General features: G+C 61.2%; 21 protein-coding genes and 4 pseudogenes. 11 read left to right on the forward strand and 14 right to left on the reverse strand.

The window, feature by feature from the left end; genetic code table 11:
- Positions 1-13 precede the first annotated feature (13 nt).
- The 7 genes and pseudogenes from sdhA to ACVWW1_RS13615 all read right to left on the reverse strand — a co-directional run bounded on the left by sdhA (position 14) and on the right by ACVWW1_RS13615 (position 7,172).
- Positions 14-1,810 (reverse strand): succinate dehydrogenase flavoprotein subunit, encoded by a 1,797-nt coding sequence (sdhA, locus tag ACVWW1_RS13585; protein WP_456656138.1) that lies wholly within the window; start codon positions 1,808-1,810, stop codon positions 14-16.
- Between the two features lie 2 nt (positions 1,811-1,812).
- The gene (locus ACVWW1_RS13590; RefSeq protein WP_456656139.1) at positions 1,813-2,910 is read right to left on the reverse strand and encodes a mandelate racemase/muconate lactonizing enzyme family protein; all 1,098 of its coding nucleotides are present in this window, start codon (positions 2,908-2,910) and stop codon (positions 1,813-1,815) included.
- A gap of 40 nt (positions 2,911-2,950) precedes the next feature.
- Positions 2,951-3,427, reverse strand: coding sequence for a cupin domain-containing protein (locus tag ACVWW1_RS13595; protein WP_456656140.1), 477 nt, complete (start codon positions 3,425-3,427; stop codon positions 2,951-2,953).
- A 36-nt stretch (positions 3,428-3,463) separates the two neighbouring features.
- A pseudogene (locus ACVWW1_RS13600) lies at positions 3,464-3,890 on the reverse strand (OsmC family protein).
- Positions 3,891-3,925: 35 nt separating this feature from the next.
- Positions 3,926-4,775, reverse strand: a pseudogene (locus ACVWW1_RS13605) (enoyl-CoA hydratase/isomerase family protein).
- Positions 4,776-4,828: 53 nt separating this feature from the next.
- Entirely contained in the window at positions 4,829-6,160 is a 1,332-nt protein-coding gene (locus ACVWW1_RS13610; protein ID WP_456656141.1) for an epoxide hydrolase family protein, read from the reverse strand.
- A gap of 31 nt (positions 6,161-6,191) precedes the next feature.
- Positions 6,192-7,172, reverse strand: coding sequence for an alpha/beta fold hydrolase (locus ACVWW1_RS13615; RefSeq protein ID WP_456656669.1), 981 nt, complete (start codon positions 7,170-7,172; stop codon positions 6,192-6,194).
- A 283-nt stretch (positions 7,173-7,455) separates the two neighbouring features.
- On the opposite strand from ACVWW1_RS13615, the gene ACVWW1_RS13620 reads away from it, so the two are divergent.
- The 6 genes from ACVWW1_RS13620 (at position 7,456) to ACVWW1_RS13645 (ending at position 13,215) form a co-directional block, all read left to right on the forward strand.
- Positions 7,456-9,216: an MOSC domain-containing protein gene (locus ACVWW1_RS13620; protein ID WP_456656142.1), complete on the forward strand. Its 1,761-nt coding sequence runs from the start codon at positions 7,456-7,458 to the stop codon at positions 9,214-9,216.
- A 220-nt stretch (positions 9,217-9,436) separates the two neighbouring features.
- Positions 9,437-10,141: a type 1 glutamine amidotransferase domain-containing protein gene (locus ACVWW1_RS13625; protein WP_456656143.1), complete on the forward strand. Its 705-nt coding sequence runs from the start codon at positions 9,437-9,439 to the stop codon at positions 10,139-10,141.
- A gap of 75 nt (positions 10,142-10,216) precedes the next feature.
- Positions 10,217-11,074, forward strand: a complete 858-nt coding sequence (locus ACVWW1_RS13630; protein ID WP_456656144.1) for an enoyl-CoA hydratase/isomerase family protein — start codon at positions 10,217-10,219, stop codon at positions 11,072-11,074.
- Positions 11,075-11,128: 54 nt separating this feature from the next.
- Entirely contained in the window at positions 11,129-11,551 is a 423-nt protein-coding gene (locus ACVWW1_RS13635) for a GlcG/HbpS family heme-binding protein (protein WP_456656145.1), read from the forward strand.
- 24 nt (positions 11,552-11,575) lie between these two features.
- Positions 11,576-12,151, forward strand: coding sequence for a VOC family protein (locus ACVWW1_RS13640; protein ID WP_456656146.1), 576 nt, complete (start codon positions 11,576-11,578; stop codon positions 12,149-12,151).
- Positions 12,148-13,215, forward strand: a complete 1,068-nt coding sequence (locus tag ACVWW1_RS13645; protein ID WP_456656147.1) for an alpha/beta fold hydrolase — start codon at positions 12,148-12,150, stop codon at positions 13,213-13,215. The genes ACVWW1_RS13640 and ACVWW1_RS13645 overlap by 4 nt, the downstream gene beginning before the upstream one ends.
- Positions 13,216-13,963: 748 nt before the next feature.
- Here the strand turns inward: ACVWW1_RS13645 and ACVWW1_RS13650 are convergent.
- The 3 genes and pseudogenes from ACVWW1_RS13650 to ACVWW1_RS13660 form a co-directional block, all read right to left on the reverse strand.
- Positions 13,964-14,455: pseudogene (locus tag ACVWW1_RS13650) on the reverse strand (amidohydrolase family protein); the annotation flags it as partial.
- Positions 14,456-14,522: 67 nt separating this feature from the next.
- Positions 14,523-15,353, reverse strand: a complete 831-nt coding sequence (locus ACVWW1_RS13655; protein ID WP_456656148.1) for an enoyl-CoA hydratase/isomerase family protein — start codon at positions 15,351-15,353, stop codon at positions 14,523-14,525.
- A gap of 103 nt (positions 15,354-15,456) precedes the next feature.
- Positions 15,457-16,740 (reverse strand): alpha/beta hydrolase, encoded by a 1,284-nt coding sequence (locus ACVWW1_RS13660; RefSeq protein WP_456656149.1) that lies wholly within the window; start codon positions 16,738-16,740, stop codon positions 15,457-15,459.
- Positions 16,741-17,140: 400 nt separating this feature from the next.
- Between ACVWW1_RS13660 and ACVWW1_RS13665 the strand changes: the two genes are divergently transcribed.
- The gene (locus ACVWW1_RS13665; protein WP_456656150.1) at positions 17,141-17,881 is read left to right on the forward strand and encodes an SDR family NAD(P)-dependent oxidoreductase; all 741 of its coding nucleotides are present in this window, start codon (positions 17,141-17,143) and stop codon (positions 17,879-17,881) included.
- Between the two features lie 158 nt (positions 17,882-18,039).
- Here ACVWW1_RS13665 and ACVWW1_RS13670 read toward each other — a convergent pair whose 3' ends face one another.
- Positions 18,040-19,620, reverse strand: coding sequence for a Na+/H+ antiporter (locus ACVWW1_RS13670; protein WP_456656151.1), 1,581 nt, complete (start codon positions 19,618-19,620; stop codon positions 18,040-18,042).
- Between the two features lie 33 nt (positions 19,621-19,653).
- On the opposite strand from ACVWW1_RS13670, the gene ACVWW1_RS13675 reads away from it, so the two are divergent.
- The 4 genes from ACVWW1_RS13675 to ACVWW1_RS13690 all read left to right on the forward strand — a co-directional run bounded on the left by ACVWW1_RS13675 (position 19,654) and on the right by ACVWW1_RS13690 (position 22,006).
- On the forward strand, positions 19,654-19,965 hold the full coding sequence (locus tag ACVWW1_RS13675) for a hypothetical protein (RefSeq protein WP_456656152.1): 312 nt from the start codon (positions 19,654-19,656) through the stop codon (positions 19,963-19,965).
- A gap of 202 nt (positions 19,966-20,167) precedes the next feature.
- The gene (locus ACVWW1_RS13680; RefSeq protein WP_456656670.1) at positions 20,168-21,304 is read left to right on the forward strand and encodes an alginate export family protein; all 1,137 of its coding nucleotides are present in this window, start codon (positions 20,168-20,170) and stop codon (positions 21,302-21,304) included.
- Complete coding sequence (locus tag ACVWW1_RS13685) at positions 21,276-21,536, forward strand: alginate export family protein (RefSeq protein ID WP_456656153.1); 261 nt, start codon at positions 21,276-21,278, stop codon at positions 21,534-21,536. The genes ACVWW1_RS13680 and ACVWW1_RS13685 overlap by 29 nt, the downstream gene beginning before the upstream one ends.
- 128 nt (positions 21,537-21,664) lie before the next feature.
- On the forward strand, positions 21,665-22,006 hold the full coding sequence (locus ACVWW1_RS13690) for a hypothetical protein (RefSeq protein WP_456656154.1): 342 nt from the start codon (positions 21,665-21,667) through the stop codon (positions 22,004-22,006).
- Positions 22,007-22,154: 148 nt separating this feature from the next.
- On the opposite strand, the gene ACVWW1_RS13695 is transcribed toward ACVWW1_RS13690, so the two are convergent.
- The 3 genes and pseudogenes from ACVWW1_RS13695 to ACVWW1_RS13705 all read right to left on the reverse strand — a co-directional run.
- Positions 22,155-23,039 (reverse strand): pirin family protein, encoded by an 885-nt coding sequence (locus tag ACVWW1_RS13695; RefSeq protein WP_456656155.1) that lies wholly within the window; start codon positions 23,037-23,039, stop codon positions 22,155-22,157.
- A 1-nt stretch (position 23,040) separates the two neighbouring features.
- On the reverse strand, positions 23,041-23,340 hold the full coding sequence (locus ACVWW1_RS13700; protein ID WP_456656156.1) for a GNAT family N-acetyltransferase: 300 nt from the start codon (positions 23,338-23,340) through the stop codon (positions 23,041-23,043).
- Positions 23,341-23,366: 26 nt separating this feature from the next.
- Positions 23,367-23,753: pseudogene (locus tag ACVWW1_RS13705) on the reverse strand (alpha/beta fold hydrolase); the annotation flags it as partial.
- Positions 23,754-23,793 lie beyond the last annotated feature (40 nt).

Raw genomic sequence — 23,793 nt, forward strand, 5'->3', positions numbered from 1 at the left:
TGCCTCCATTCATTCAATAGACCCGCTCCCTGGGCGGGATCGTCGCAACCTCGTTGGTCAAAGGCTGCAGATGCACCGGCCGGTAATCAAGTCGTACGTGCCCTTCCCGATCCACCCAGGACAACGTGTGCTTTAGCCAATTCTCGTCGTCCCGCTTTGGAAAGTCCTCGCGGGCATGGGCGCCACGGCTTTCGGTCCGGCCGATCGCCGACCTCAGGCTGACATTGGCTTGCGCCAGCATGTTGTCAAGCTCGAGCGCCTCGCTGAGATCGGAATTGAACATCATGGAACGATCGGACACCGCAAGGTCGTCGCGCATCGCCGCCATCACGTTGCCGAGCTCGCGGGCGCCTTCGTCCAGCAGCGATCCGGTGCGGAACACCGCGCAATGCTTCTGCATGGTCCGTTGCATCGCGAGCCGGATGTCGCCCGTGCCCGTCTTGCCCTTCGACCACCGGATGCGGTCGAGCCGCGCGATCGCCTGGTCGGTGGCCGCCTGCGGCGCCGGCGGATGACCTTCGCCCGGACGCAGCATCTCGGTCGCACGGAGCGCCGCCGCGCGGCCGAACACGACGATGTCGAGCAACGAGTTGGAACCGAGCCGGTTGGCACCGTGCACGGAGACGCAGGCAGCCTCGCCGATCGCCATCAGGCCCGGCACCACGGTTTCGGCATCGCCTTTATGCTTGGTCGTGACCTCGCCATGCAGATTGGTCGGGACGCCACCCATGTTGTAGTGAACCGTCGGCAGCACCGGAACCGGCTGGCGCGTCACGTCGACGCCGGCGAAAACCCGCGCGGTCTCGCTGATGCCGGGCAGGCGCTCATGCAGGATATCGGCGCCGAGATGCTCCAGATGCAGATCGATGTAGTCCTTGCGCGGACCACAGCCGCGCCCCTCGTTGATCTCGATGGTCATGGCGCGGCAGACCACGTCGCGTCCGGCGAGATCCTTTGCGCTTGGCGCATAGCGTTCCATGAAACGCTCGCCGTCCGAATTGGTGAAGTAGCCGCCTTCCCCGCGCGCACCTTCGGTGATCAGGCAGCCCGAGCCGTAGATGCCGCTCGGATGAAACTGCGTGAACTCCATGTCCTCCAGCGGCAGGCCTGCGCGCAGCACCATGGCATTGCCGTCGCCGGTGCAGGTATGCGCGGCCGTGCAGGAGAAATAGACGCGGCCGTAACCGCCGGTCGCAAGCACGGTGCGGTGGGCACAGAAGCGATGCAGCGTGCCGTCCTCCAGATTCCAGGCGAGCAGGCCGCGGCAGGCACCGTCGTCATCCATCAACAGGTCGAGAGCGAAATATTCGACGAAGAACTCAGTGTTGTGCTTGAGGCATTGCTGGTAGAGCGTGTGCAGGATGGCATGACCGGTGCGGTCGGCCGCTGCACACGTTCGTTGCGCCATCTGCTTGCCAAAACCGATCGTCTGCCCGCCGAAAGGACGCTGATAGATCATACCGTCCTTGGTGCGCGAGAACGGCACGCCATAGTGCTCGAGCTCGAGCACCGCCGGCACTGCCTCGCGGCACATATATTCGATCGCGTCCTGATCGCCGAGCCAGTCCGAGCCTTTCACTGTGTCGTACATGTGGAAGCGCCAATTGTCGCCGTCGCCCATGTTGCCGAGTGAGGCGGCCATGCCGCCTTGTGCGGCGACCGTATGGCTTCGGGTCGGAAACACCTTGGTGACGCAGGCCGTGCGTAATCCCGACGCGGCCATGCCGAGCGCAGCGCGCATCCCGGCGCCGCCGGCCCCGACGATCACCACGTCATAGCTGTGCTCGACGAGCTCGTAGGCTTCGGTCATGGCTAGTTCCAGCGATACGTCTTGATGACGGCAGGATCGGGATTAAGTCCAAGGCCCGGCCCCTGCGGCACCGCAATCCTCCCGTCCCTTGTCTTCAGCAAGTCTCCGTAAATCGTCGTCTCCAGATCAAACCAGCGCCATTCGATCATGGAATTGGCGGTCCCCAGCGCTGCCGTCGCGTGAATGGCCGTCAGGAGACCGGGGCCATCGTAGAACGAATGCAGCATCACCGGAATGTTGTGGACCGCGGCCAGCGGAAAGATCCTGCGAAGCTCGCTGAGGCCTCCCATCTTGGCCGGGCTCGGCTGGACGAAATCCACCGCATTCGCTGCGAACAGGCGCTCGAAGTCCATCAAGGTGTAGACATTTTCGCCGGCCGCCGTCGGCATACCGGAAGCTCTCACTATGGCGAGACCATCAAAATTCTCCGGTGGCCAAACCGGCTCTTCCAGCCATTTCAGGTCGATCGGCTTGAGTTCTTCGGCCATTCGACGGGCCTCGTAGAGCGTCCACGGACAATTGACGTCCAGCATCAGCTCGATATCCGGGCCGGCCTCCTCGCGGGCGGCGCGAATGGCGGGAAGCTCGATCTCGTGGAGCTTGAGCGCACGAAAGCCGGCATCGATCGTCTGCCGGACGGCGGCTCGGACCAACGCAGGCTCGGAGTAGCGCACGAGGCTTGCGTAACAAGGCAGTTCTATTGGACCACCGCCGAGCAACCGGCTGACTGGCGCGTTGGCGGCCTTGCCCGCGAGATCCCAGAGGGCGATGTCGACCGCCGACATCGCAAAAGCCAACGCACCGCCGCGACCGAAGACGTGCAGCTTCCGCTGGACGTCCAGCATCAGCGGCTCGATCCGGGTCGCATCCTGGCCGAGACAAAGCGGTGCGATCATTTGGTCGACTGCGAGCCTGGCGGAAGCGACCGCGCGGAAGCCGAATGCCTCGCCCCACCCTACGAGGCCTTGATCCGTCGTCACCTTCACCAGCAAGGAGTCCGCGGCTGGCAGGTTGCCGTCGCCCCATGCGGACGAAGCGGACCTGGTTCCCGGCTTGAACGGGATACGCAGCGGGATGCTCTCGATGCCGGTGATGATCATTGTCGAACACCCCTCCTGCGCGACCGGTCGGTCCTACTCGCTACGCCGCGTTTCCTGGCACAGTCCGCTGACTGACCGGATCGAACCGCGCTTCAGCGGAATGACGCGGGTCGTCGTGCAGGTCGTGATATTCGAGACCAAGGGGGCCGATTGCCGTGACCTGCGTGACGTATTCCCCGGACTTCGCCCAATGGAAATGCCAGGTCTCGCCGGGAAGGACGATGACGCTTCCCGGCGGATAGGCTTTCACCTTGTCGCCATCAAAAGTCTCGCCGAGCCCGATGTAGAACACGCCCGACATCACCGTGTAGATGCGGTCCTCCGGATGCTTGTGCGGCATCAGCTTCGTGCCGGCGGGCACCTTGACCCTGACCACATAGGGCCCGGGCTCGGTGGGATGGCCCACGACGACGGCCAAACGCGCTCCGGTCGGAAAAGCCGGGAACGGCTTCCAGTCGATGTCTTCGGGCAGGATTGCCCGGAACTTGGACTGATCGGGTTGATGCTTGCGGGTCATGGGTTCGATCCTTTCCTCTGCTGAGGACGGTTATGGTCAAGCGATCAATTTCGCGTCGAGAGTGATCGTCGCATTGAGCACCTTGGAGACCGGACAGTTCTTCTCGGCTTCACCCGCGATGCGGGCGAATGCGGTCTCGTCGATGCTTGGGATCTTCGCGCGTAATGTCAGCGCCGATCGGTCGATGCGGAACGCCTGTCCATCCTGCTTCAGCGTGACAGCCGCCTCAGTCGAGAGCTCCGTCGGCGTGAAACCCGCGGCCTGCAGGCCGAAAGCCAACGCCATCGTGAAACAGCCGGCATGCGCAGCCGCAACGAGTTCCTCCGGATTGGTGCCCTTCTCGTTCTCGAAGCGGGGTCCTGAATGAATACGGCGTATTGGCAAGCACGCCAGATTCACTCGAGAGATTGCCGCTTCCCGCACGCCCGGTACCGCGCCACACAGCGCTTGCTTTACGGATCATGTGTTTTCCTTTCGCGACGACCGGATACGATCGGGCTATCCGCCGATTTGACCGACGTAGAAACCAAGCCGGTTTTCGACATCACCGGCGCGATGGAAGCCGCGCTCCATCAGCGCCTTGATCCGCTTCTGGCTGGCAGGCCGTGCGAGCGCCGTGATAAAGGCCTCCCACTCCGGCTTGATTTCGGCATCGGGCGGCAGGCTCGCGACGTCGACCAACCGCTTGGTATCCGCGATCGCCTGCTTGTCGAACGAGGCGATCCGCATCGCCAGCGCTTCGACGAAGCCGTCCAGCTCGGCGTCCGGAAGCGAGCGGTTGACGTAGCCGTAGCGTTCGGCGAGATCGCCATTGATGTCATCCGCGCTGAGCAGGACCTCCAGCGCGCGGCCCCGTTCCCATTAGCCGCGGCAAACGCGCCATCGGACCACCGCCGGGCACCAGGCCCGCGCCGACTTCCCATTGCGACAGGATCGCCTTCTCCCGGCTCGCAAACCGCATGTCGCTTGCGAGCGCCAGCTCGCTGCCGACCCCCGTAGCGCGCCCGCGGATCGAGGCAATCGACACCACCGGCGCCTTGCTGAGGCGCACCAGCATGTCCGGTAGCGCCTGCAAGCCGGTCGGCCCCGGCGGGATCTTCGCCGACTCCTCAAGCGGCACGAGAAAATCGTAATGCGTGATGAAGAAGCCGTCGACGGCGCTGTCGAACACCACGACCTTCACTTGCTCATCCTGCTCGATCGCCGTGATGATTTCGCTGAGGCGTAGCGTCTCTTTCGGCCCGAAGATGTTGACCGGCGGGAGATCGAAGGTGACCCGCCAATATGACGGCAGGCGGCGCTCAAGGCGGATTTCCTGGCGCGGGAAAGCTCTTTCGGGACGATTCATGACTGCTCCTTGAGTCGGCTACGGCCGTGTCAGTGGGTGGATTTTCGTTCGTTTCAGATCGACTGGCGCAACGAACGGAAGGCCGTGCGCATCTCGACGCTGAACAGCTTCGGCTGCTCCCAGGCGGCGAAGTGACCTCCCCTGTCGAGCTTGTTGAAGTGGATTAGTTTCGGATACGCGCGCTCTGTCCAGCTCCGCGGCGCTGCATAAATCTCGTCCGGGAAGACGCTTACGGCGACCGGAATGGCGATGTGCTTCGGCTCGAAGAAGTTCAGCTTGTTTTCCCAGTACAGGCGCGCCGACGAGATCGCCGTATTCGTCAGCCAGTACAGCGTGATGTTGTCGAGAATGTCGTCCCGCGTCAGCCCTTCCTCCTTGCCGTCGAAGACGCGTGCGATCAGCTCGTAACTACGGATGTCGTGATCCAGGATGAAGGCCGCCAGGCCGGACGGCGAGTCGACTATGCCCTGCAGCGTCTGCGGACGGTTCCCCATCTCAATGGCGTAGCCGAGGCCGTGCTTGTAGAAATCGTCGAGCTGCTCATAGGCATGCTTTTCGTCGACTGACAGACCGGAAGGCATCGTTCCGCCGGGCTGCAACGCCTTGGCGATATCGTCCGGAACGGTCGCCGGCATGTTGGTGTGAATGCCGAGCAATTCCGGCGGCGCCAACAGCGCCATCTGCTCGGTGACGGCATTGCCCCAGTCGCCGCCCTGCGCGACGTAGCGGGTGTAGCCGAGGCGCTTCATCAACACGATCCAGGCGCGCGCAATGCGCTGGGGATCCCAACCCGTCGCCGTCGGTCGGCTCGAGAAGCCGTACCCCGGCATCGAGGGGATCACGAGGTGGAATGCATCAGACGCACTCGCACCGTGCGGGGTCGGCTTGGTCAGGGGATCGATGATCTTGAGCTGCTCGATGATCGAGCCGGGCCAGCCATGGGTGACGATCATCGGCAGCGCATTGTCGTGCTTCGAGCGCACGTGAATGAAGTGGATGTCGACGCCGTCGATTTCCGTCACGGACTGCGGCAATGCATTGAGCCGCGCTTCCAGCTTGCGCCAGTCGTGATCAGTCCGCCAATATTCGACGAGCTGCTGGATGGTCTTCAGCCGCACGCCCTGGGAGGCATCAGCGACGGTCTCGCGATCCGGCCAGCGCGTTACCGCCAGGCGCCGGCGCAGGTCATCAAGCGCGTCCTTGGGAATGCTGACGTGAAATGGGCGAATATCCTCGCCCTTGGCCGCCAACACGGGATGCACCGAAAGCAGGCTGGCCGCGCCTGCCGATGCGATCCCGATCGCCGCGTTTCCCAGAAACTGGCGACGGTCCTGGCGTGTTTCGAAGGCGGTTGTCATTTGACGCGGATCGATGAGATCTGTCATGGCATTTGCTCCTGCTGCAGATGCGGTTGTGTCAGCTCTTGCTGATGTCGATGACGGCCTGGGCGAAGGCCGCGGGAGCCTCTTGCGGCAAATTGTGGCCGATGCCGCCCTTCACGAGGCGGTGCAGATATCTGCCGGAGAATTTCTTGGCATAAGCCGACGGATCGGGATGCGGCGCACCATTCTCATCGCCCTCGAGCGTGATGGCCGGCACGCCAACCTGCGGCGCTGCAGCCAGCTTCGCTTCCAGCTCGTCGAGAGCGGGATCGCCCTTCGCGAGCCCAAGCCGCCAACGATAATTATGGATGACGATGTCGACATGATCCGGATTGTCGAAAGAGGCGGCGCTGCGCGCGAATGTCGCGTCGCTGAACTGCCATTTCGGCGAGGCGAGCTTCCAGATCAGCTCTGCAAATTCGCGCCGATACTTCTCGTATCCTTCGCGGCCGCGGTCCGTCGCAAAGTAATATTGGTACCACCACTGCAGCTCGGCCTTCGGAGGCAGCGGCACTTTTCCCGCGGCCTGGCTTCCAATCAGATAGCCGCTGACCGAAACGATACCCTTGACGCGATCCGGCCAGAGTGCAGCCGCGATATCGGCGGTGCGCGCGCCCCAATCGAAGCCGGCGAGGATCGCCTGCTTGACGTTGAGCGCGTCCATCAAGGCGATCGCGTCGACCGCGAGCGCAGACGGCTGACCGGTCCTCGGAGTTTCGCCCGTCCGGAAGGTCGTGGAACCGTATCCGCGCGCATAGGGGACGATGACGCGAAAGCCTGCCGATGCGAGATGCGGCGTCACCTCAGCGAAGCTGTGAATGTCGTAGGGCCAGCCATGCAGGAGGATGGCAACAGGACCGTCGGAAGGACCTGCTTCCACATATCCGACATTGAGCACGCCGGCATCGATCTGCTTCAGCGATGAAAAGGATAAAGACGATCCGTGCGTGTCCGCTTGAGCCAGCTCGATTGGCCTATCGAGGATCAGCGTAGCGTTCGCCGCGTGCCCCGGCATGAGTTGGGCGGTCGTCAGGGCTCCGGCGGTCATCTCCAGGAAGCGCCGTCGCGCGATCTTCTGCAAGGATTGTTGCATGGTCATGATTGCCACCCGCTGTTTTCGTTTACCGCGCGGTAACGATCGCGTTACGTTACGAGCGCCGGTGAACCACAGTGTTCGCGCGCCGGCTTTCGAACCATCCAACGTTGGGAAGGTATCGCTCATATCAACGTATGAGTGGGGATCGTCTTGCTGTCCGCTATCAATGAGCACGTGGGAGCAGCCACCGCGGAGAAACTCAATGAGCCGGTTACTGGCAGTGAACGTCGGACTTCCGCGCGACATCGCGTGGAATGGCCGCATCGTTCACACCGGGATATGGAAGAGCCCGGTGCAGAGCCGCTGCCAGGCCAGGCGGCTCAATCTCGACGGAGACGGTCAAGGCGATGTAAGGGGTCACGGCGGCGAGCGCCGCGCTGTTTTCGTCTACCAGATCGAATCGTATCGTTATTGGCAGGAACGACTGAACAGGACCGGCTTCGTCCACGGCCAGTTCGGCGAAAACTTCACGATCGAGGGATTGCCCGACGATGCAGTGTGTATCGGCGATCGCTACCAAATCGGCAGCGCCGTGTTCGAGGTCACGCAGCCTCGCGTGACCTGCTATCGGGTCGGCATCCGGATGAACGAGCCGCGGATGCCGGCCCTGCTGACATCCAGCGGACGCCCGGGATTCTACTTCCGAGTCTTGCAGGAAGGCGATGTGGGCGCCGGAGATGCTATCCTGAAAGTCGGCGAAGCGAGCGAGCGGATGACGGTCGCGGAGCTCAATGCGCTGCTGTATTTGCCTAATCATACCCGTGAGGACCTGGAGCGCGCGCTGCGGATCGAGGCCCTCTCGCGCGGCTGGCGCTCGTCGCTCGAGGCCCTGCTGCAGAGCAAAGCGACTGTCGCGGGAAGCGGCAATGCCGGACTCGCGCCAGCGTCAGCCAAGTATCCTGCTTCACCCGGATTTCAGCCCCTCGCGGTGGCGGCGATCGATCGGGAATCCGCGGACGTCTTTTCCCTGTCGATGCGCCACCCGGACGGACGGCCACTGCCTCCTCACCTGCCCGGTCAATATGTCGTCCTGCGGCTTGGGCCAACCGATAGGGGACCACCGATCTTCCGGAGCTACTCGCTTTCGGGTCCTCCTTCGCTAGACCGTTACCGTATCAGTGTGAAGATCGAGCCTCATGGAGCGGCTGGCGCCTGGCTGCAGGATCACGTCCGCCCGGGCGATGTTCTAGACGTAAGTTCGCCGCGCGGCGGCTTCATCCTGCAGGCGGGCGATAGGCCGGTGGTGCTGCTCAGCGCAGGAATTGGAGCGACGCCCGTGCTCGCAATGTTGCATGCGCTCGCGGTAGCCGGTTCGACACGCCCGGTCTTGTGGCTGCATGCGGCACGCGACGGGCGGCATCACCCGTTCGCAGCCGAAGTACGCCACCTCATGCCCGCGCTTGTCCGGGGCCGCAGCCACGTCTGCTACAGCAAGCCAGACCCGCACGACAGGCTGGGCGAGGATTTCGACGCGACCGGACATCTGTCGCGGCCCGCGCTGGAAGCAGCGGGTGTGCGAAGCGAAGCGGACGTCTATCTCTGCGGGCCCACGCGCTTCATGGCGGACATGAAAGAGGCTCTCGCCGCCATCGGCATTGCGCCAAAGCGCATTCACGCCGAGATATTCAACGGCGGCGAATCGATGACCCCGGGAGTCATCGGCGCAACGAAGCGGGCCGCGCATGTCCCGGAAAGCGATAGCGAGACAGGCCCCGTCGTGTCGTTCTCGCGCAGCGGAATCGCCGCACATTGGAATCCGTCCTATCAAAACATCCTGGAACTCGCGGAAGCCTGCGATGTGCCGGTCCGATGGGCCTGCCGGGCCGGCGTTTGTCACAATTGCGAAAGCGGACTGGTGTCCGGAAACATCGTCTACGGCCCGGAGCCGCTCGACATGCCGGCTGACGGCAACCTTCTCATCTGCTGCTCGCGACCGCGCGGTGACGTTGTCATCGATTTATGACGTTGGCGCGGCGTCACACGCTCATATCAACGTATGAGTGATCGACGCTCAATGTATGAGTGAACGCCGCAACCTCAGCCGTTAACACCAAATCACTCGCTTTCGCAATTCTCGCTGTCGGCTCGACAGTGAATTGGAGACCGGCGAGATCGCGCCGAAGCATCTCTCTCGTGGTGCCAGGTGGCGCTTCATTCAGTGACCACAAGCGGAGGAGACAGTCATGAAGGTGCTGATGATTATCACGTCCCACAACCAGCTCGGCAACACCGGACGGAAGACGGGCTTTTGGCTCGAGGAGCTGGCCGCTCCCTACTACGTCTTCAAGGACGCCGGCGTCGAGATCACGCTCGCGTCGCCGAAGGGCGGCCGGCCGCCGCTCGACCCGAAGAGCAACGAACCCGAATTCCGCACCGACCTGACGGTGCGCTTCGAGAAGGACGGGGCCGCGGAGGCGCAGCTCGACAAGACGCTGCGTCTCGACAGCGTCCGTGAGGAGGACTTCGATACGCTGTTCTATCCGGGCGGCCACGGCCCGATGTGGGATCTCGCGGAGGACAAGGATTCCGTCAAGCTGATCGAGTCCTTCATCGCCGCCGGCAAGACCATCGCCGTCGTCTGTCACTCCACCGGCGCGCTGCGACACGTCAAGACGCCGGACGGCAAGCTGCTGGTGCAGGGCAAGGAGGTCACGGGCTTCACCAATGGCGAAGAGGAAGAGGTCGGCCTCACTCATGTGGTGCCCTTCCTCGTCGAAGACGAGATGATGAAGCTGGGCGCCGTCTTCTCGAAGGTCGCGAACTGGGGCGTGCACGTCGTCAGCGACGGCCAGCTGATCACTGGCCAGAACCCGCACTCCTCGGGTCCGGCCGCGAAAACCCTGCTGGCCGCCCTGAAGCAGAAGGCCACCACAGCGCGTGCTTCGTAGATCTGCAATGGATCGAAGAGGCGCCTTTCGCGGGCACCTCCACTCACCGCAACAACCAACCCATGGAGGCCCGCGATGAACGCGCCGGCAGTGATGAACAAGGCCACGACGAAGACGCAGATTCAGCTCACGAGCCCCTCCAGCAGCTGTTGGCGGGTTACGTTCGACAATCCGCCGCTGAACGTCATGGGTCCGCAATTCGTTCGGGAGTTTCGCGAGATCATGGCGGCCATCGAGGCCGACGATGCCGTCAGGGTCGTGGTTTTCGACAGCGCGGTCGAGGGCTTCTTCCTGAACCACAGCGATTTCACTGCCGACCTCAAGGAGCTCACGGAGATGCCGCAAGGACCGACGGGCCTCGAGGCCTGGCCCGACATCCTCGTCCGTATCACGCGCATGCCGGTCGTCTCGATCGCCTTGATCCGCGGCCGCGCGACCGGCAACGGCAGCGAGCTTGCTCTTGCCTGCGACATGACCTTTGCGAGCCGCGAGAAGGCGCTACTGTCGCAATGGGAGGTCGGTGTAGGCCTCGTCGCTGGCGGAGGACCGATGGCGCGTCTGCCGCGGCTGATCGGCCGGCAGCGCGCGCTGGAGGTGCTGCTCAGCTCCGATGACATCGGTGGTGAACTGGCCGAGGCCTATGGCTATGTGAACCGGGCGCTGCCGGATGCCGAACTCGACGCCTTCGTCGATGCGCTGGCGATGCGTATCGCCTCGTTCGACAAATGGGCGATCGCCAACACCAAACGCCTAGTGAACGCCGGCAGCCTGCCACCGGATGTCGAGATCGCGGCGGGTTGGGATGCCTGCATGACCTCGATCACGCGGCCCGCGGCGCAACGCAAGATCAAGGCGCTGTTCGCGCAGGGTTTCCACAAACCCGGCGACGCCGAGGATCGCCTTGGAGCTTATGTGGGGCGGCTCGGCCGCTGAAGTCACACAGGAAACAGTTCTCTTCTCAACTCACGCGTCGGAAAGGACAGAAGTATGGATCTGCTCGCCCTTGCAAAAGACATCGCGGACCGCGTCGAGGCGCAGTCGGCACGGTCCAGGGTGCCGGTCGCGGTTTGCGTGATCGACATTCACGGCAACGTCGTTCTCAAGCACCGCATGAACGGCGCGCCGGCCTTCTCGATCGAGATCGCGGAACGGAAGGCCTATACCTCCGCGCTGGTCGGGCTCCGCACGGCCGACATCTCGCCGCTCGTGCAGCCGGGGCAGGACCTGTTTCCGCTGATGGGCCTCTCCGGCGGTCGATTTTGCTCGATGGCCGGCGGCGCGCCGCTCACGAACGAGGGCCAACTGGTTGCTGGTGTCGGCGTCAGCGGCGGCAGCGTCGCCCAGGACGTCGCCATTCTCGAATCGGCGCTTCGGGATGCCGCAACACCTGCGCTCGCCGCGGCATCATGACACGACATCTCCAGGGAGCCAAACATGACCATGACTGAATTGCAGAGCGAGCCTGAGGCAAAGCCGTTTCGCGCGAGTTCCATCGATATGAGGCTTGAAGTCGTCGTGATTCCTGTTTCTGACGTTGATCGCGCCAAGCGCTTCTACAGCGATCTCGGCTGGAGGCTCGATATCGACTTCATCGACGGCGACGATTACCGGGTGATCCAGTTCACTCCGCCCAGCTCCGGCTGCTCGGTCATCTTCGGCAGGAACGTCACGGCAGCTTTGCCGGGCTCGGTGAAGGGGTTGCACCTGATCGTCTCCGACATCGAGGCGGCCCGCGCCGACCTGATCCGGCGCGGCATTGCGATCAGCGAGCCCTTCCACGATACCGGCGGCATCTTCCACCATGCCAACGGCAAGCGCGTGGCCTCAGGTCCCAATCCGCAACGCAAGAGTTACGCGTCGTTCGCATCATTCAGCGATCCCGACGGCAATGGCTGGGTGTTCCAGGAGGTCACGGCCCGACTGACCGGCTATCTCGAGCCTGGTGAGGGCCGGTTCACGCCGGAGATCACCTCACTGGTTCGGCGTGCGCAGACCGACAAGCATCGTTGAATGGCGCGCAATCGCTTTTGATGACGCCATCGCCTCGCGAGGATTTGGAAACTCCGATGATCCACTTCTCATGCTCGTCCGAACCGCCATTGATCGCGAAGCATCGTGGTTCACCGGTCGCCACGCGACGCAGCGTGCTGGCAGGCGGCGTGACGGCCGTGGGCCTCGGCACGGCCTCGACGGCGCAGACGTCGGTGCCGCAAGCCACGACCGGGATACGACACAAATCGGTCCGCGCCGACGGCGTCGACATCTTCTATCGCGAAGCAGGTCCTGCCGACGCTTCCATCTTGCTTCTGCTGCACGGCTTTGCGAACTCCTCCTTCTATTTTCGTCACCTAATGCCAAGCCTAGCTGATCGATTCCGGCTGATCGCACCGGATCTGCCATCGTTCGGCTTCACGCAAATCCCCGCCGATCGGAACTACATTTACGACTTCGACTCGCTGTCCCGTACCATCGCCGCGTTCGTCGATGTCCTGGAGCTCAACCGCTATATGCTCTACGTCTTCGATTACGGCGCGCCAGTCGGCTGGGACCTGGCGCTGACCTATCCGGATCGCGTGGCCGGGATCGTCAGCCAGAATGGCAATGCCTATGTTGAGGGCCTGAGGCCGGAGGCCTGGGATCCGTTGCGCGCCTATTGGGCGAGCCCGAGCCCCGACGAGCGCGAGCCGATCCGCGCCCGCATGAGCCTCGATGGCGTGAAGGCCGCCTATTTTCATGGCGTCGCCGATCCATCGCGGATCGAGCCCGAGTCTTACACACTCGATGCGGCGATCCTGGCGCGGCCGGGGAATGCCGAGCTGCAGATCGATCTGAAGCTGGACTACAAACGCAACATCGCGCGCTATCCACTCTATCAGGATTACTTTCGCCAGCGGCAGCCGAAGCTGTTAGCCTTGTGGGGGAAGAATGATCCGTTCTTCACCCCGGAGGGCGCGGAGGCGTTCCAACGAGATATTCCGTCTGCTCGCGTCGTTCTTCTTGATACCGGCCACTTCGCACTCGAGACGGACGGACGCACGATCGCCAATGAAATAAGTCAGTTTTTATTGGCCTGATCTGCCAATACGCTGGCGCAAAGCTTCCAGCAGCCGCACCCCGCGAGCTTCGGACGTCCCTCAGAAAAAGACCGTCAGAGCCATCACAATTTCTGACGGTCTTTTCTTCGCGACGTGGTGCGGCGTGCGATTGAACCGTCGAAAGAACCGTCAAATGAGTTGGCTGGCCCGTCCGTCGCGAACGTCGTCCCCTGTAAAATCAGGGATTTGGAGAGACAACCGCATCAAAGACAATGGATCGCGAATGATCAATGAGACCTCCTGGAGCGCCCTGACTTTCTTACGCTATTTCCCTCCAACCTACTCCAGAATATCCTGTCCCCCTACTCCCACTCAATCATTTAGGACGACATTACAGCGTTGATTTTCAAGCACAAACTTCTCAAATTGGTGGGCAAATCCCGGCGGTATTTCCGGCCAAACTTTTTGATCTTGAATTCACAGGAAAATTCACGCCGCTCGGACGAAAGGCGACTTCGGCAAGTATCGGAGTCAATCGACTGAATGGCTGCGTGTGCTACGCGGGGCGACTATCGCTGATACTCGCACAGTGTAGCTTCCGGTACCAGTCAATGATGGAAAGCGCTGCTTTAGTTTGCACGATAATCGGTGCGCCACTCACTCGACCACTCGCTAGCAGGTCCGCTTTGCGCGCCAAGAGCTGGTGTTCCTCAGTCGCGAACAGCGCGCGGAGAGAGTGTAAGACAAAGCATTTTCGACATTTTTAGACTAGAACCCACGGATTAAGCTACAGCCTGAAAATGGGATTTCGCCTCCGACAAAAAGCTGTTGCGCCAATGGCCCGTTTGGATCGACCACGATATCCACCTCCATGCGCAGCGAGCGCTTTCAAACCTGGAAAACGATCGACCGTGCCGTCAAAAATAGAGTGTTGCAGGGCGATCGTAGTATCGAGCGGGTTACCAATCAGGTTAGACAGCCAGCCATTGCCACGGAAACGCTTGGCGAGTTCTGGCGTGCTCCGCGAATGGATCAATAAGACCGCACCAAGTTCTTTGGCCTTCGCCCACACCGGGTGGAACTGGGGATCGGAGAAGTCCGTGCCTTGGACGCTACCGCCGATCGCCGCGCCCTTTAGCCCCAGTTTCTTTATGGCATATTCGAGCTGCTGGACTGCAAGAGCCGGAGATTGGAGAGAAAGCGAGGCGAATGCAGCAAACCGGTCGGGCTTAGCCGCACATACCTCAGCCAACTTCTCGTTCTGGACGCGGACGATCTCCGCGGCGAGGTCTCGTTCCTGGGCGTAGGCTCAGGGGCAGCGACAGAATGCGATAGTCCTTGTCTTCTTAGAGCGGACAATCCAGTTGAAATGCCGGCGGTCTCTTTTCCACGAGAGCCGAAAGGCCTTCCTTCACTTCCGGTCCTGTAAATCCCATGAATTCAAGCGCCAACGAAGCATCGAATGTCGGCCCGGCCTGCCGGAGCCAATTGTTGAGCGCGTATTTCGTCCAGCGAATGGCGCTCGGCGGTCCTGCAGCAAGACGGCCCGCGATCTCGATCGCTTTTGCGTCCAGCTCGTCGTCCTCGCAGCACATCGATACGACACCGATCCGCTCCGCCTCTTCGCCCAAAAGCTGATCGCACAGCAACAAATAGAATTTTGCCTTCGCCATTCCGCACAACAGCGGCCACACAATCGCCGCATGATCACCCGCTGCCAAGCCTAGCTTCGTATGCCCGTCAATGATGCGCGCCGTCTTGGTGGCGATCGAGACGTCAGCCAGCAGGCCGCAAGCAAGGCCGGCACCGACCGCTGCCCCCCTGATGGCACTCACGATGGGCTTGGAGCAGTTGATGACGTTGTAGACGATGTCTCGGGCTTCCTTCCAGTTACGGATCCGCGTGTCATGATCGTCGATGATGCGCTCCATCATCGCGAAATCGCCGCCCGCCGAGAAGGCTCTGCCCGCACCGGTCAGGATGACGACTGAGACGCCGGGATCGCTGTCGATATCCCGCCAGACCATGCCGAGTTCGCCGTGCATTTTGTCATCGGCGGAATTCATCTTGCCGTTCGACATGGTAATCCGCAGGACCCGCGGCTGCGGCCAGTCGAACTGAAGCCGCACATACTTGGCATAGCGATTGTCTAGCCCGGCAGCCAACGTCTCGTTCATCTGGCTCTCTCCGTTTTGCTTTGAGTAACCACCGCTAACGCTCAGCGTCCCATCTGCGCGAGGTGGAACGTCCACCGATTCCGGACTGCGCATGCTCGAAGCGCTACGGGACCGCGGCTCTCCGCTCGAGCCGGGCGTCCAAAGGCCTTAGCCTGTCGGCTACGTCGAGGACGTACACCCCTGCACTTGTCTCCGATGCGTTCAGCCCGTCACGGCTTGTTTGAAGCCGGCCGTAGATCGCAGAGTACGCCCAGAAGCCGTCATGGCCGGCTCCCGCGGACGTGGCAAGGCCGGATATATCGACGACACGGACATTCGCGGTCCTGGCCCCTGAGATGACGCGGGGGTCGTCGATGTTCGCCGCTCCAGCCCGGAGTTGTCCCCCCGCGAGAAACCTGGAAAACGACAGAGCCTCGTCTTCTTTGGAAACAAGCACGGTGATGGGCGAGCGCAGGCGGCCGATGACGCGTAACTGCTGAAGGAACACCTCGGTGTCAATGTCCGGCGCCGCGAGCGTTACATCATCGAGCTTCTCGATAGTTCGAACGTCCGACGCGATGCGAATTTGGCGAACGGCTTCCATGGTTAGCCAAGACCCCATGCTATGCGCGACGAGTTTGACACCCCTCACCCCACGCTCGGCCGCGAGCCGCGTGACAAGATGGGCGAGCGCGTCGCGCGAGAGGGTCACCGCATCCTTGTCGGCGATATAGCCGGTCAGTTCTGCCTTTGACGGCCAGGAGAATAGAACCGCGGACGGCCCCGCACCCGAGTCAGCAACGAGTTGAGCCGTCCGAAATAGCGACTCTTGAAAGCTATTGTTGTAACCGTGAACGAAGATGCCGACGTCGCGGCCAAGTGATTCACCGCGAGCAGCGGCCTGCCCGATTTCGACCAGGAAGCTCTCTTCATCGAGACGCTCTGCCGAAACGACTAAAAAATGCCTAGCCGGGTCGGGAGCGTATGTTGGCCACTCAATTTCGGTCGGCGTATGAGTGGGAGGGATGGAGATCACATAGCGGAAGTACGCTGGCGTTGGAGCGCCACCTTCGGCCAGAGGTACCGGCGCTTCAGGCTGCGCAGCACGAGTGCTCGCGACGAAGACTTTCACAAGTTTCGTAGCGCCGACGCTCGGAACGGGCTCGAGCACCCACGGCCCGGGCCGACGCGCGCAGCCACCAAGCGTGATGGCGCAAATAACGATCAAAGCTGTCATGTTATAGCGAGCCGACGGTCGTCGGCCCCTCATCGATTCCGCTCCCCCCATATAGTCGTGATCCCGGCGGTTCATCAGCACGTCAGCTAAGCCACCAATAAAGTCTAACCCGCCACCGTCACAACTCAGCGCCGAGCCGAAATCGACCAAACGCAACGATAACCACACCACGGTAGTACCCTCAGCACCTGAACGCGGCGATCGGTAAATCGATTCGACGCTATTGTCGGGGTTCGAAGTGCGTACATGAGCAGCAACCAAGGCAAACACTCGTAGAGCCGAAGTAAGTTAACGAGGTTGCATTCTGGCCGATAGTCCGCCGTTTAGGAACGTGGCGTTCCGAATATGGCAACGTCACTTCAATCCACGGCGGCACGGCGCACTTCGCGCGTGCAAATCATAAACGACGTATCGGTCGGCGTTCCTCTCGCCGCGACACAGTTTGACACTTCTCGCTGCTACGAGACGTCCACTTGAGCACCAGATTGCGCGAGACAGGGTTTCAAGCGCCTCTCGTAATCTTTACGTGGGCCCCTCGGGTGCTCGAACCACGGTACGAGAAGGGCAAGTTATGATTGATCTGAGTGGGAAGCGCGCATTGGTGACAGGTGCGTCGCGAGGCATTGGGGCGGCCATCGCGTTGGCGCTGGCCGAGAACGGTGCCGACGTCGCATTCACCTACCAGCACTCGACCGAGAAAGCGCAAAAGGTGGCCGATTCGATCAGAAGCACGGGTCGTCGTGTGATCGCGATTGAAGCCGACAGCGCTCACCCGAGAGCCATCATGCGCTCTGTGAGAGAAGCCGTATCAGCGCTCGGCGGGCTCGACATCCTCGTCAACAGCGCAGCTATCGGACACAACGGTATGATTGCCGATATCGACGTTGCGGAATTCCAAACCCTGACGGATGTCAATGTACGAGCGCCGGTGCTGTTCGCGAAGGCAGCTATTCCTCATCTCGGCGCGGAAGGGCGTATCATCTCGATCGGTTCGGGGCTGGGAGAGCGGGTCCCGTTCGCTGGCGTCACTGCTTATGCGATGTCGAAGGCGGCGCTTACTTCCTTCACCCGCGGCCTCTCGCGCGAACTCGGACCGAAAGGCATCACCGTGAATCTTGTACAACCGGGATCGACTAATACAGATGCAAATCCAGCGGACGGCCCTGGTGCCGAGTTTCAGCGCAACTTGTCGTCTTTGGGGCGCTTCGGTGAGCCGCACGAAGTCGCGAGCGCCGTGGTATTTCTCGCGAGCCCCGCTGCGAGCATAATTACGGGCGCTGTCCTAACCGCGGACGGGGGGGCGATTGCGTGAAACTGGCGCTATCATTGGAAGATCAGTAAACCTCTTGGGAGGCGTTCCTGTCGGATGATCGGTTGGCAAACGCCTATCTCGGAGTTCATCGATGCCTGCCTTTCCGTGTGCCGTGGTTTCCAAAGCATACGGTTAATTCACCTGATAGCGGACCTAAGTTATACGAACCGCTTTACCGTGATCTCCTCCAGATCGAGTTCTTGCTCGATTGTATGGAGCACGCTGTCGTGGATTTGGTCGTCTCGATACATCCGCAGCAACTCTTTGCGACCGGCGGAAATTGCTGCCAAGACGGCCGTGAAGTGATCCGCGCGGTGCGACGTCAATATTTCGGGCTCCTCCGAGAATCGCGCCGACGCCCTTACCCGGTAGGAATATTGCTCCATCAAGCGAGGATGACGGTGGCTTCCGTCTGGTTCGAGTGACTCTTTTTCGACCGCCGCCAACTGAGCGGCAGCGATGCGAGCACGGGCATCGGCCTCAGAGAGTTTCGAGTTGTGCAACGAGCCGATCCTGGCTCCCGAGAGCAGCCGTACGAGCGGAGCTAGGGTAGAGCCTTGCAGAAGAACCGTCGCGAGGATGACCGCGAACGTCACCGCCAGGATGAGGTCTCGACCGGGAAAGGCCTCGGGAAGCGAAAGGGCCGCGGCGAGACTGACCACTCCCCGAATCCCCGCCCAACTCATGATGAAGGGCACGGATAGCGGAGGATAGGGATCCCGCGCACGGAGCTTGGGGATCAACGCGCGAGGAATGTAAGTCGTCGGGAAGATCCATGCGAACCTCGCGATGATCACGGCCGCGACGATCGCCATGGTTGAGGGCAGGAGTTCGAGCAAGGCCTCTGATCCGCCGAGCCTGATTAACATACCGCGGAGTGAAAGGCCTATCAGGACGAAAATCAGTGACTCAAGCAGGAAGACAACGACTCCCCAGACCGCCGTCGATCGCGTGCGAGTGACCGCTGACAGGAGATCATGCTGACGCCACCCCATAACCATGCCGCACGATACGGTGGACAGCACTCCGGAAACACCGATCTTCTCCGCCGCGATATACGAGATCCACGCGGTCAGGAATCCCCAGACGACGGAGAGGTCTGCATCGTCGATCCGTTTGAGAACGAAAATGGATAGGTAGGCAAAAGCTACCCCCAACGCCACTCCGCCGGCTGCGAGCCAGGAAAACTGAAGCACAGCATGAGTTAGGCTGAATACGCCTGTTAGGGTTGCGGCGACCGCGAGCCGGAAAAGAACCAGCCCGGACGCGTCGTTCACCAGGCTTTCTCCCTCCAACAGCACGATGACTCGTTGCGGCAAAGGCAATTTCTGGAGTATCGCCTTCGCCGCTACGGCGTCTGGCGGCGAGACTATCGCGCCTAGAGCGAAGCAGGCTCCCCATGGAAGGGTCGGTTGCACCAGGTGCGCCACCACTCCGACGACCAGCGTCGTAAAAGCAACGGCTCCCACGGCAAGTTGCATTATGATTCTTATGTCCGCGCGGAAATCCCGCCAGGCGGTGAACCATGCGCTGGCCATCAACAACGGCGGCAGGAAAAGGACCATAACTAGATCGGGATCGAGTTCGATGTTTGGAGTTCCCGGGATCATGGCAAGACCGATCCCACCGACGATAAGCGCCGCGGCACGAGGAAGCTGAAGCCGCTGCGCGAGTATTTCGAGAACAACGATCATAGCGATGAGCAAGAGCACGATCTCGAAGCGAGTGACTGAGGACATGTTTTCCTTGTCTGGACTTGCCCATCAACGGGCTTGATTGAGCTGTCAAAGGTGTCTCAGGCTGCGCAACGGCGGCTGCTGCGGCGCAAACATAACGCACTTCTACGCCAGTTGGAAAAGACGAAATCTGCGTTCCACTTTGAACGACACAGCGGATCAAGTCGTGCGACTACCGCGTTTGGTCCCAAAGCGATATGCGGCAAGCAAGCGGGCGTCATGACGGGCGCTCTCGGAAGAGCCGAGTCGATTCGGGATCGCCTGATCTCATCGAGATTGGGAAAGGCGGACGATGACAATCTCGATGCCACAGTGCCCGAAGGTGAAGCGAACGATCTTTTCGGCTAGGGGACCGGCGGCTTCGATATGCGCCCGCAACCAGGAGCCGCTAATGGGAGTTGGTTGGCGGCGCGACATCCGGCTCGTAACCACTGGCGAGTTTCGCGTAGCGATCCGCCGAAAGCCTAGCGGTGCCAGCTACGCCGGAAGCGTGAGAACCCAGAAAGAATCGCGGACCCTGTCGAAGTGGCTTTGGATGTTTGCCGTGAGCATGGTCTCCTCTAGCGCATGGGCGGATTCGATCTGCCCCTCGCCGCCGCCCTATGCGCTGCTGCGTCAGGATGAAGACTACAGCTATCTTCGTGACCCCGGGTGCAAACGCGATTTCTTAGACCCCATCAAATTCATTTCTCTGAGTGCTCAAAAGGACCAGTATCTAACCCTGGGTGGTGAAGTTCGGGAGTGGTACGAAGGATTTAGGAACGCCAATTGGGGGGTGGGACCACAAGATCGCGACGGTTACCTCCTTCAGCGCATTTCAACTTACTCGGATTGGCATCTAGGAGACGGGATCCGGCTGTTCGGGCAACTTTCCAGCGCGACATTAGATGGACGCAACGGCGGGCCCCGCCCGGTGGATGAGGCTCAACTGTGGCTGGAACAGGCGTTTGCCCAGTTCGACGTACCGGCCTTCTCGAGCGCGGATATTTCGGTCCGCCTTGGGCGACAGGAGTTTCGATTCGGCTCTGGTAGATTCGTGGAGGTGCGCGATGGACCGAACGTCCGGCGGGCATTCGATGGAGTCTCGGCTGTCTTGGATGTCGGCGGTTGGCACGCAACCGCGCTCGTCACCCAGCCGGTACTGAACCGACCGTCCGTGTTCGACGATCCGTCGAATACGCGCACGACGTTTTGGGGCCTCTACGCGACCAAGGCGGTCTCTTCGATGGGTGGCGGTCTCGATCTGTACTATCTGGGCATCAACAATCGCCAAGCTACCTTTGATCGCGGCACGGGAGATGAGCAGCGTCATACATTCGGCGCGCGGGCTTACGGGTCGAAGGGAAATTGGGATTACGATTGGGAATTGACATATCAGGCCGGCAGTTTTGCGGGTCTTCCGTTAAGCGCCTATTCTGTCGCCACAGAAACGGCCTACACTTTCAAGTCCATACCTTTCGCGCCCCGCGTGAGTCTGAAAGCGGCGGCGACGAGCGGTGACGGCGGTCCGGCAAGCGGTACATTCGGAACGTTTAGCGCTCTATTCCCCACAGGAATCTACTTCGGTCAAGCTGCAATCGGCTTGAACGGCGCTCCCAATCTGTTGGCGCTTGGCGCCACTTTCAAGGCCAATCTAACGGACTCAATTCAACTGGGAATTGGCCTACGACCTTTTCTGGAGAAATAGTCTACACGACGGCGTCTACGGGTTAGCCGGCAATTTGCTTCGGACGGGACAGGAGAGCCGCGAGCGCTACATCGGAGACCAGCTTTCGGCGTCGATCGTTTGGCGAGCCACCCGGCACGTAGACGTTTCGCTGGCCTATGCCTACTTTTTCGTCGGACCGTTTCTGACCGCGAGCGCGGTCCCCGGTCGCGACGTACAATATGGCTCGGCCTATGTGAGATTCAGGTTCTGAAGAAACTCAGCTATTCGCTGTGCTGCTCCGATGCCGTGATGTGGTGGCCAGCACAACGACTTCGTTGTCCCGCTCCTCGACCGGCCTTACGGAAGACTTTGATCACGCTGCGCACTGGAGGTTAAGTAGTGACAAACAGTTGCCCTGTTCTTACGCCGGCTGAAAGAAAGGTCGTCGAAGTAATCAAACGTGCGGACACGGCGTTGGCTGCTGCGGTCTCTCTGGCTTTGGAAGAGGCGGTCAGACAGGCTACCGAAGACATGCGAGCAATCGATCAGGAAGACGCCACGCCGGTGCTGGAATATTTTGCAGGCGTCGTTCATCAGCGAATGTATTGCCTGATGTGCGGTGCAGATCCGGACACTTTTGAAGGAGGCAATTCGGATATTGCCTACCATGTCATCCGAAACATTCAGAACATCGCCAGGCATTATTGGTCTGCGGACATCGAGCCCTACCCACCCAAGTAGCCAAGGGCGGTCTTATGACAACCGGCGCAGGCTGATCGAAGCGGGACTGGATCCGGATGAGCAAAACCAGCCAGGTCCGCCGCCACCAGCCTCCACCGGTTCATCACCTGTCGGGGCATGGCCGCCCGCATCGATACGGGACCACGCCTCATCGGAAGGTCGGCATCGGCCCGTCCGGCAGCGGAATGAACTCCACATTGTCGGCGTCGGGAAGCTTCATTCTTCCCGCCTTCCAATCCGAAGCCGCCTGCGCGAGGCGATCCTTCGAGGATGATACGAAATTCCAGTAGATATACCGTTCGCCGACGGGCTCTCCTCCCAGGACCATCACTGAGGACTGCTCCAGGGCGAGTACGCGGGAGGCGATGGAAGCCAGCACCAGCATCCTGCCTTGCTCGTAGCGCTTACCATCCAGCTCCACCGCCCCTGTAGCGATGTACAGAGCGCGCTCTCTGTGCCCGCCCGGTATCTCGGCCGTTGCGCCGCTCGCCATATTGAGATGAGCGTAAAACAGCGGCGAATGCGTCGTGGCACTCGCCGTCAGACCATAGGCGCTGCCGGCGATGAGTTGGCCTACCACGCCTGCTTCGTTCCATTGGGGAAGGTCGCTTCCGGAATAGTTGGAGAAGGAAGGCGCGGTCTCCTCATGTTCGGTCGGTAGCGCGACCCAGGCCTGGACGCCGTGCAAATGATCACCTTGCAGTCTCGCTCGCTCGAGCCGCTCGCTGTGGGTAATGCCTCGACCTGCGGTCATCCAGTTAACCTCTTGCGGACGGATCGCTTGCTCGTAGCCGAGGCTATCGCGGTGCATCACTTCGCCCGCAAACAAATAGGTGACGGTCGAGAGCCCGATGTGCGGATGTGGGCGGACGTCGCGGCCACGATCGACACCGGGCGCGAGATCGAGCGGTCCCATATGATCGAAGAAGACGAAGGGACCGACCATTCGGCGCTTGGCGATCGGAAGCACGCGGCCGACTTCGAAGCCCCCGCCGAGGTCGCGACGTCGCTGTTCTATGACCATTTCAATCATGTCATCTCTCCTGATCGGTTCGGGCTTCGACGATGTCGTAATATTCGGGATGGTGTGCGTAGTAGGCCACCATGAAGGGGCAGCGCAGGACTACCTTGCAACCACTCGCGCGGATCGCATCGAAGACGCCGCGTGCTAGCCGCGAGCCAACTCCCCGCCCAGAGAATTGCCGTGGGACCTCGGTATGGGTGAGGACGAGCCAGCCACCTTCGATGCGATAGTAAGCCGCCGCGATTTCGCTGCTGTTATCGATCGTAAGTTCGAAACGATGTTCGGTTGGAATGTCTCTAACCGCACTCATGCTCCGGCCCGGCCCTCGATGAACGCCAGCATGATCGGCGGCACCGCGCCGATCAGCACCGCCTTTGATACCTGGCCGGGCTCGCTGCGGGCGACATAGCGGATGACCTCCCCGCCGCCGGTCGAGTGTCCAACGTGGATCGCGTCTCTCAGATCAAGTTCCCGGACCAAGGCAGCGACGTCGGCCGCGTAGGTGTCCATCTCGTTCCCGGTATCGGTCTGGTCGGAGCGACCGTGCCCGCGTCGGTCATGCGCAATGACGCGATAGCCCTTGCTCAGGAAGAACAGCATCTGAATGTCCCAATCGTCTGCGCTCAATGGCCAGCCGTGATGGAACATGATGGGCTTGGCTTCCCTCGGACCCCAGTCCTTGTAGAAGATCCGGGTACCATCCTGCGTTGCCAGTATCGCCATTTTCTCCGGTTTCCTTTTGTGATTGAGATGAAGATCAGCT

The sequence above is a fragment of the Bradyrhizobium sp. JR3.5 genome, from assembly GCF_054057015.1.

Coding starts and splice junctions, on each gene's coding strand:
- sdhA (WP_456656138.1), bottom strand. CDS start 1,810: ATGACCGAAGCCTACGAGCTCGTCGAGCACAGCTATGACGTGGTGATC.
- ACVWW1_RS13590 (WP_456656139.1), bottom strand. CDS start 2,910: ATGATCATCACCGGCATCGAGAGCATCCCGCTGCGTATCCCGTTCAAG.
- ACVWW1_RS13595 (WP_456656140.1), bottom strand. CDS start 3,427: ATGACCCGCAAGCATCAACCCGATCAGTCCAAGTTCCGGGCAATCCTG.
- ACVWW1_RS13610 (WP_456656141.1), bottom strand. CDS start 6,160: ATGACAGATCTCATCGATCCGCGTCAAATGACAACCGCCTTCGAAACA.
- ACVWW1_RS13615 (WP_456656669.1), bottom strand. CDS start 7,172: ATGCCGGGGCACGCGGCGAACGCTACGCTGATCCTCGATAGGCCAATC.
- ACVWW1_RS13620 (WP_456656142.1), top strand. CDS start 7,456: ATGAGCCGGTTACTGGCAGTGAACGTCGGACTTCCGCGCGACATCGCG.
- ACVWW1_RS13625 (WP_456656143.1), top strand. CDS start 9,437: ATGAAGGTGCTGATGATTATCACGTCCCACAACCAGCTCGGCAACACC.
- ACVWW1_RS13630 (WP_456656144.1), top strand. CDS start 10,217: ATGAACGCGCCGGCAGTGATGAACAAGGCCACGACGAAGACGCAGATT.
- ACVWW1_RS13635 (WP_456656145.1), top strand. CDS start 11,129: ATGGATCTGCTCGCCCTTGCAAAAGACATCGCGGACCGCGTCGAGGCG.
- ACVWW1_RS13640 (WP_456656146.1), top strand. CDS start 11,576: ATGACCATGACTGAATTGCAGAGCGAGCCTGAGGCAAAGCCGTTTCGC.
- ACVWW1_RS13655 (WP_456656148.1), bottom strand. CDS start 15,353: ATGAACGAGACGTTGGCTGCCGGGCTAGACAATCGCTATGCCAAGTAT.
- ACVWW1_RS13665 (WP_456656150.1), top strand. CDS start 17,141: ATGATTGATCTGAGTGGGAAGCGCGCATTGGTGACAGGTGCGTCGCGA.
- ACVWW1_RS13670 (WP_456656151.1), bottom strand. CDS start 19,620: ATGTCCTCAGTCACTCGCTTCGAGATCGTGCTCTTGCTCATCGCTATG.
- ACVWW1_RS13680 (WP_456656670.1), top strand. CDS start 20,168: ATGGTCTCCTCTAGCGCATGGGCGGATTCGATCTGCCCCTCGCCGCCG.
- ACVWW1_RS13695 (WP_456656155.1), bottom strand. CDS start 23,039: ATGATTGAAATGGTCATAGAACAGCGACGTCGCGACCTCGGCGGGGGC.
- ACVWW1_RS13700 (WP_456656156.1), bottom strand. CDS start 23,340: ATGAGTGCGGTTAGAGACATTCCAACCGAACATCGTTTCGAACTTACG.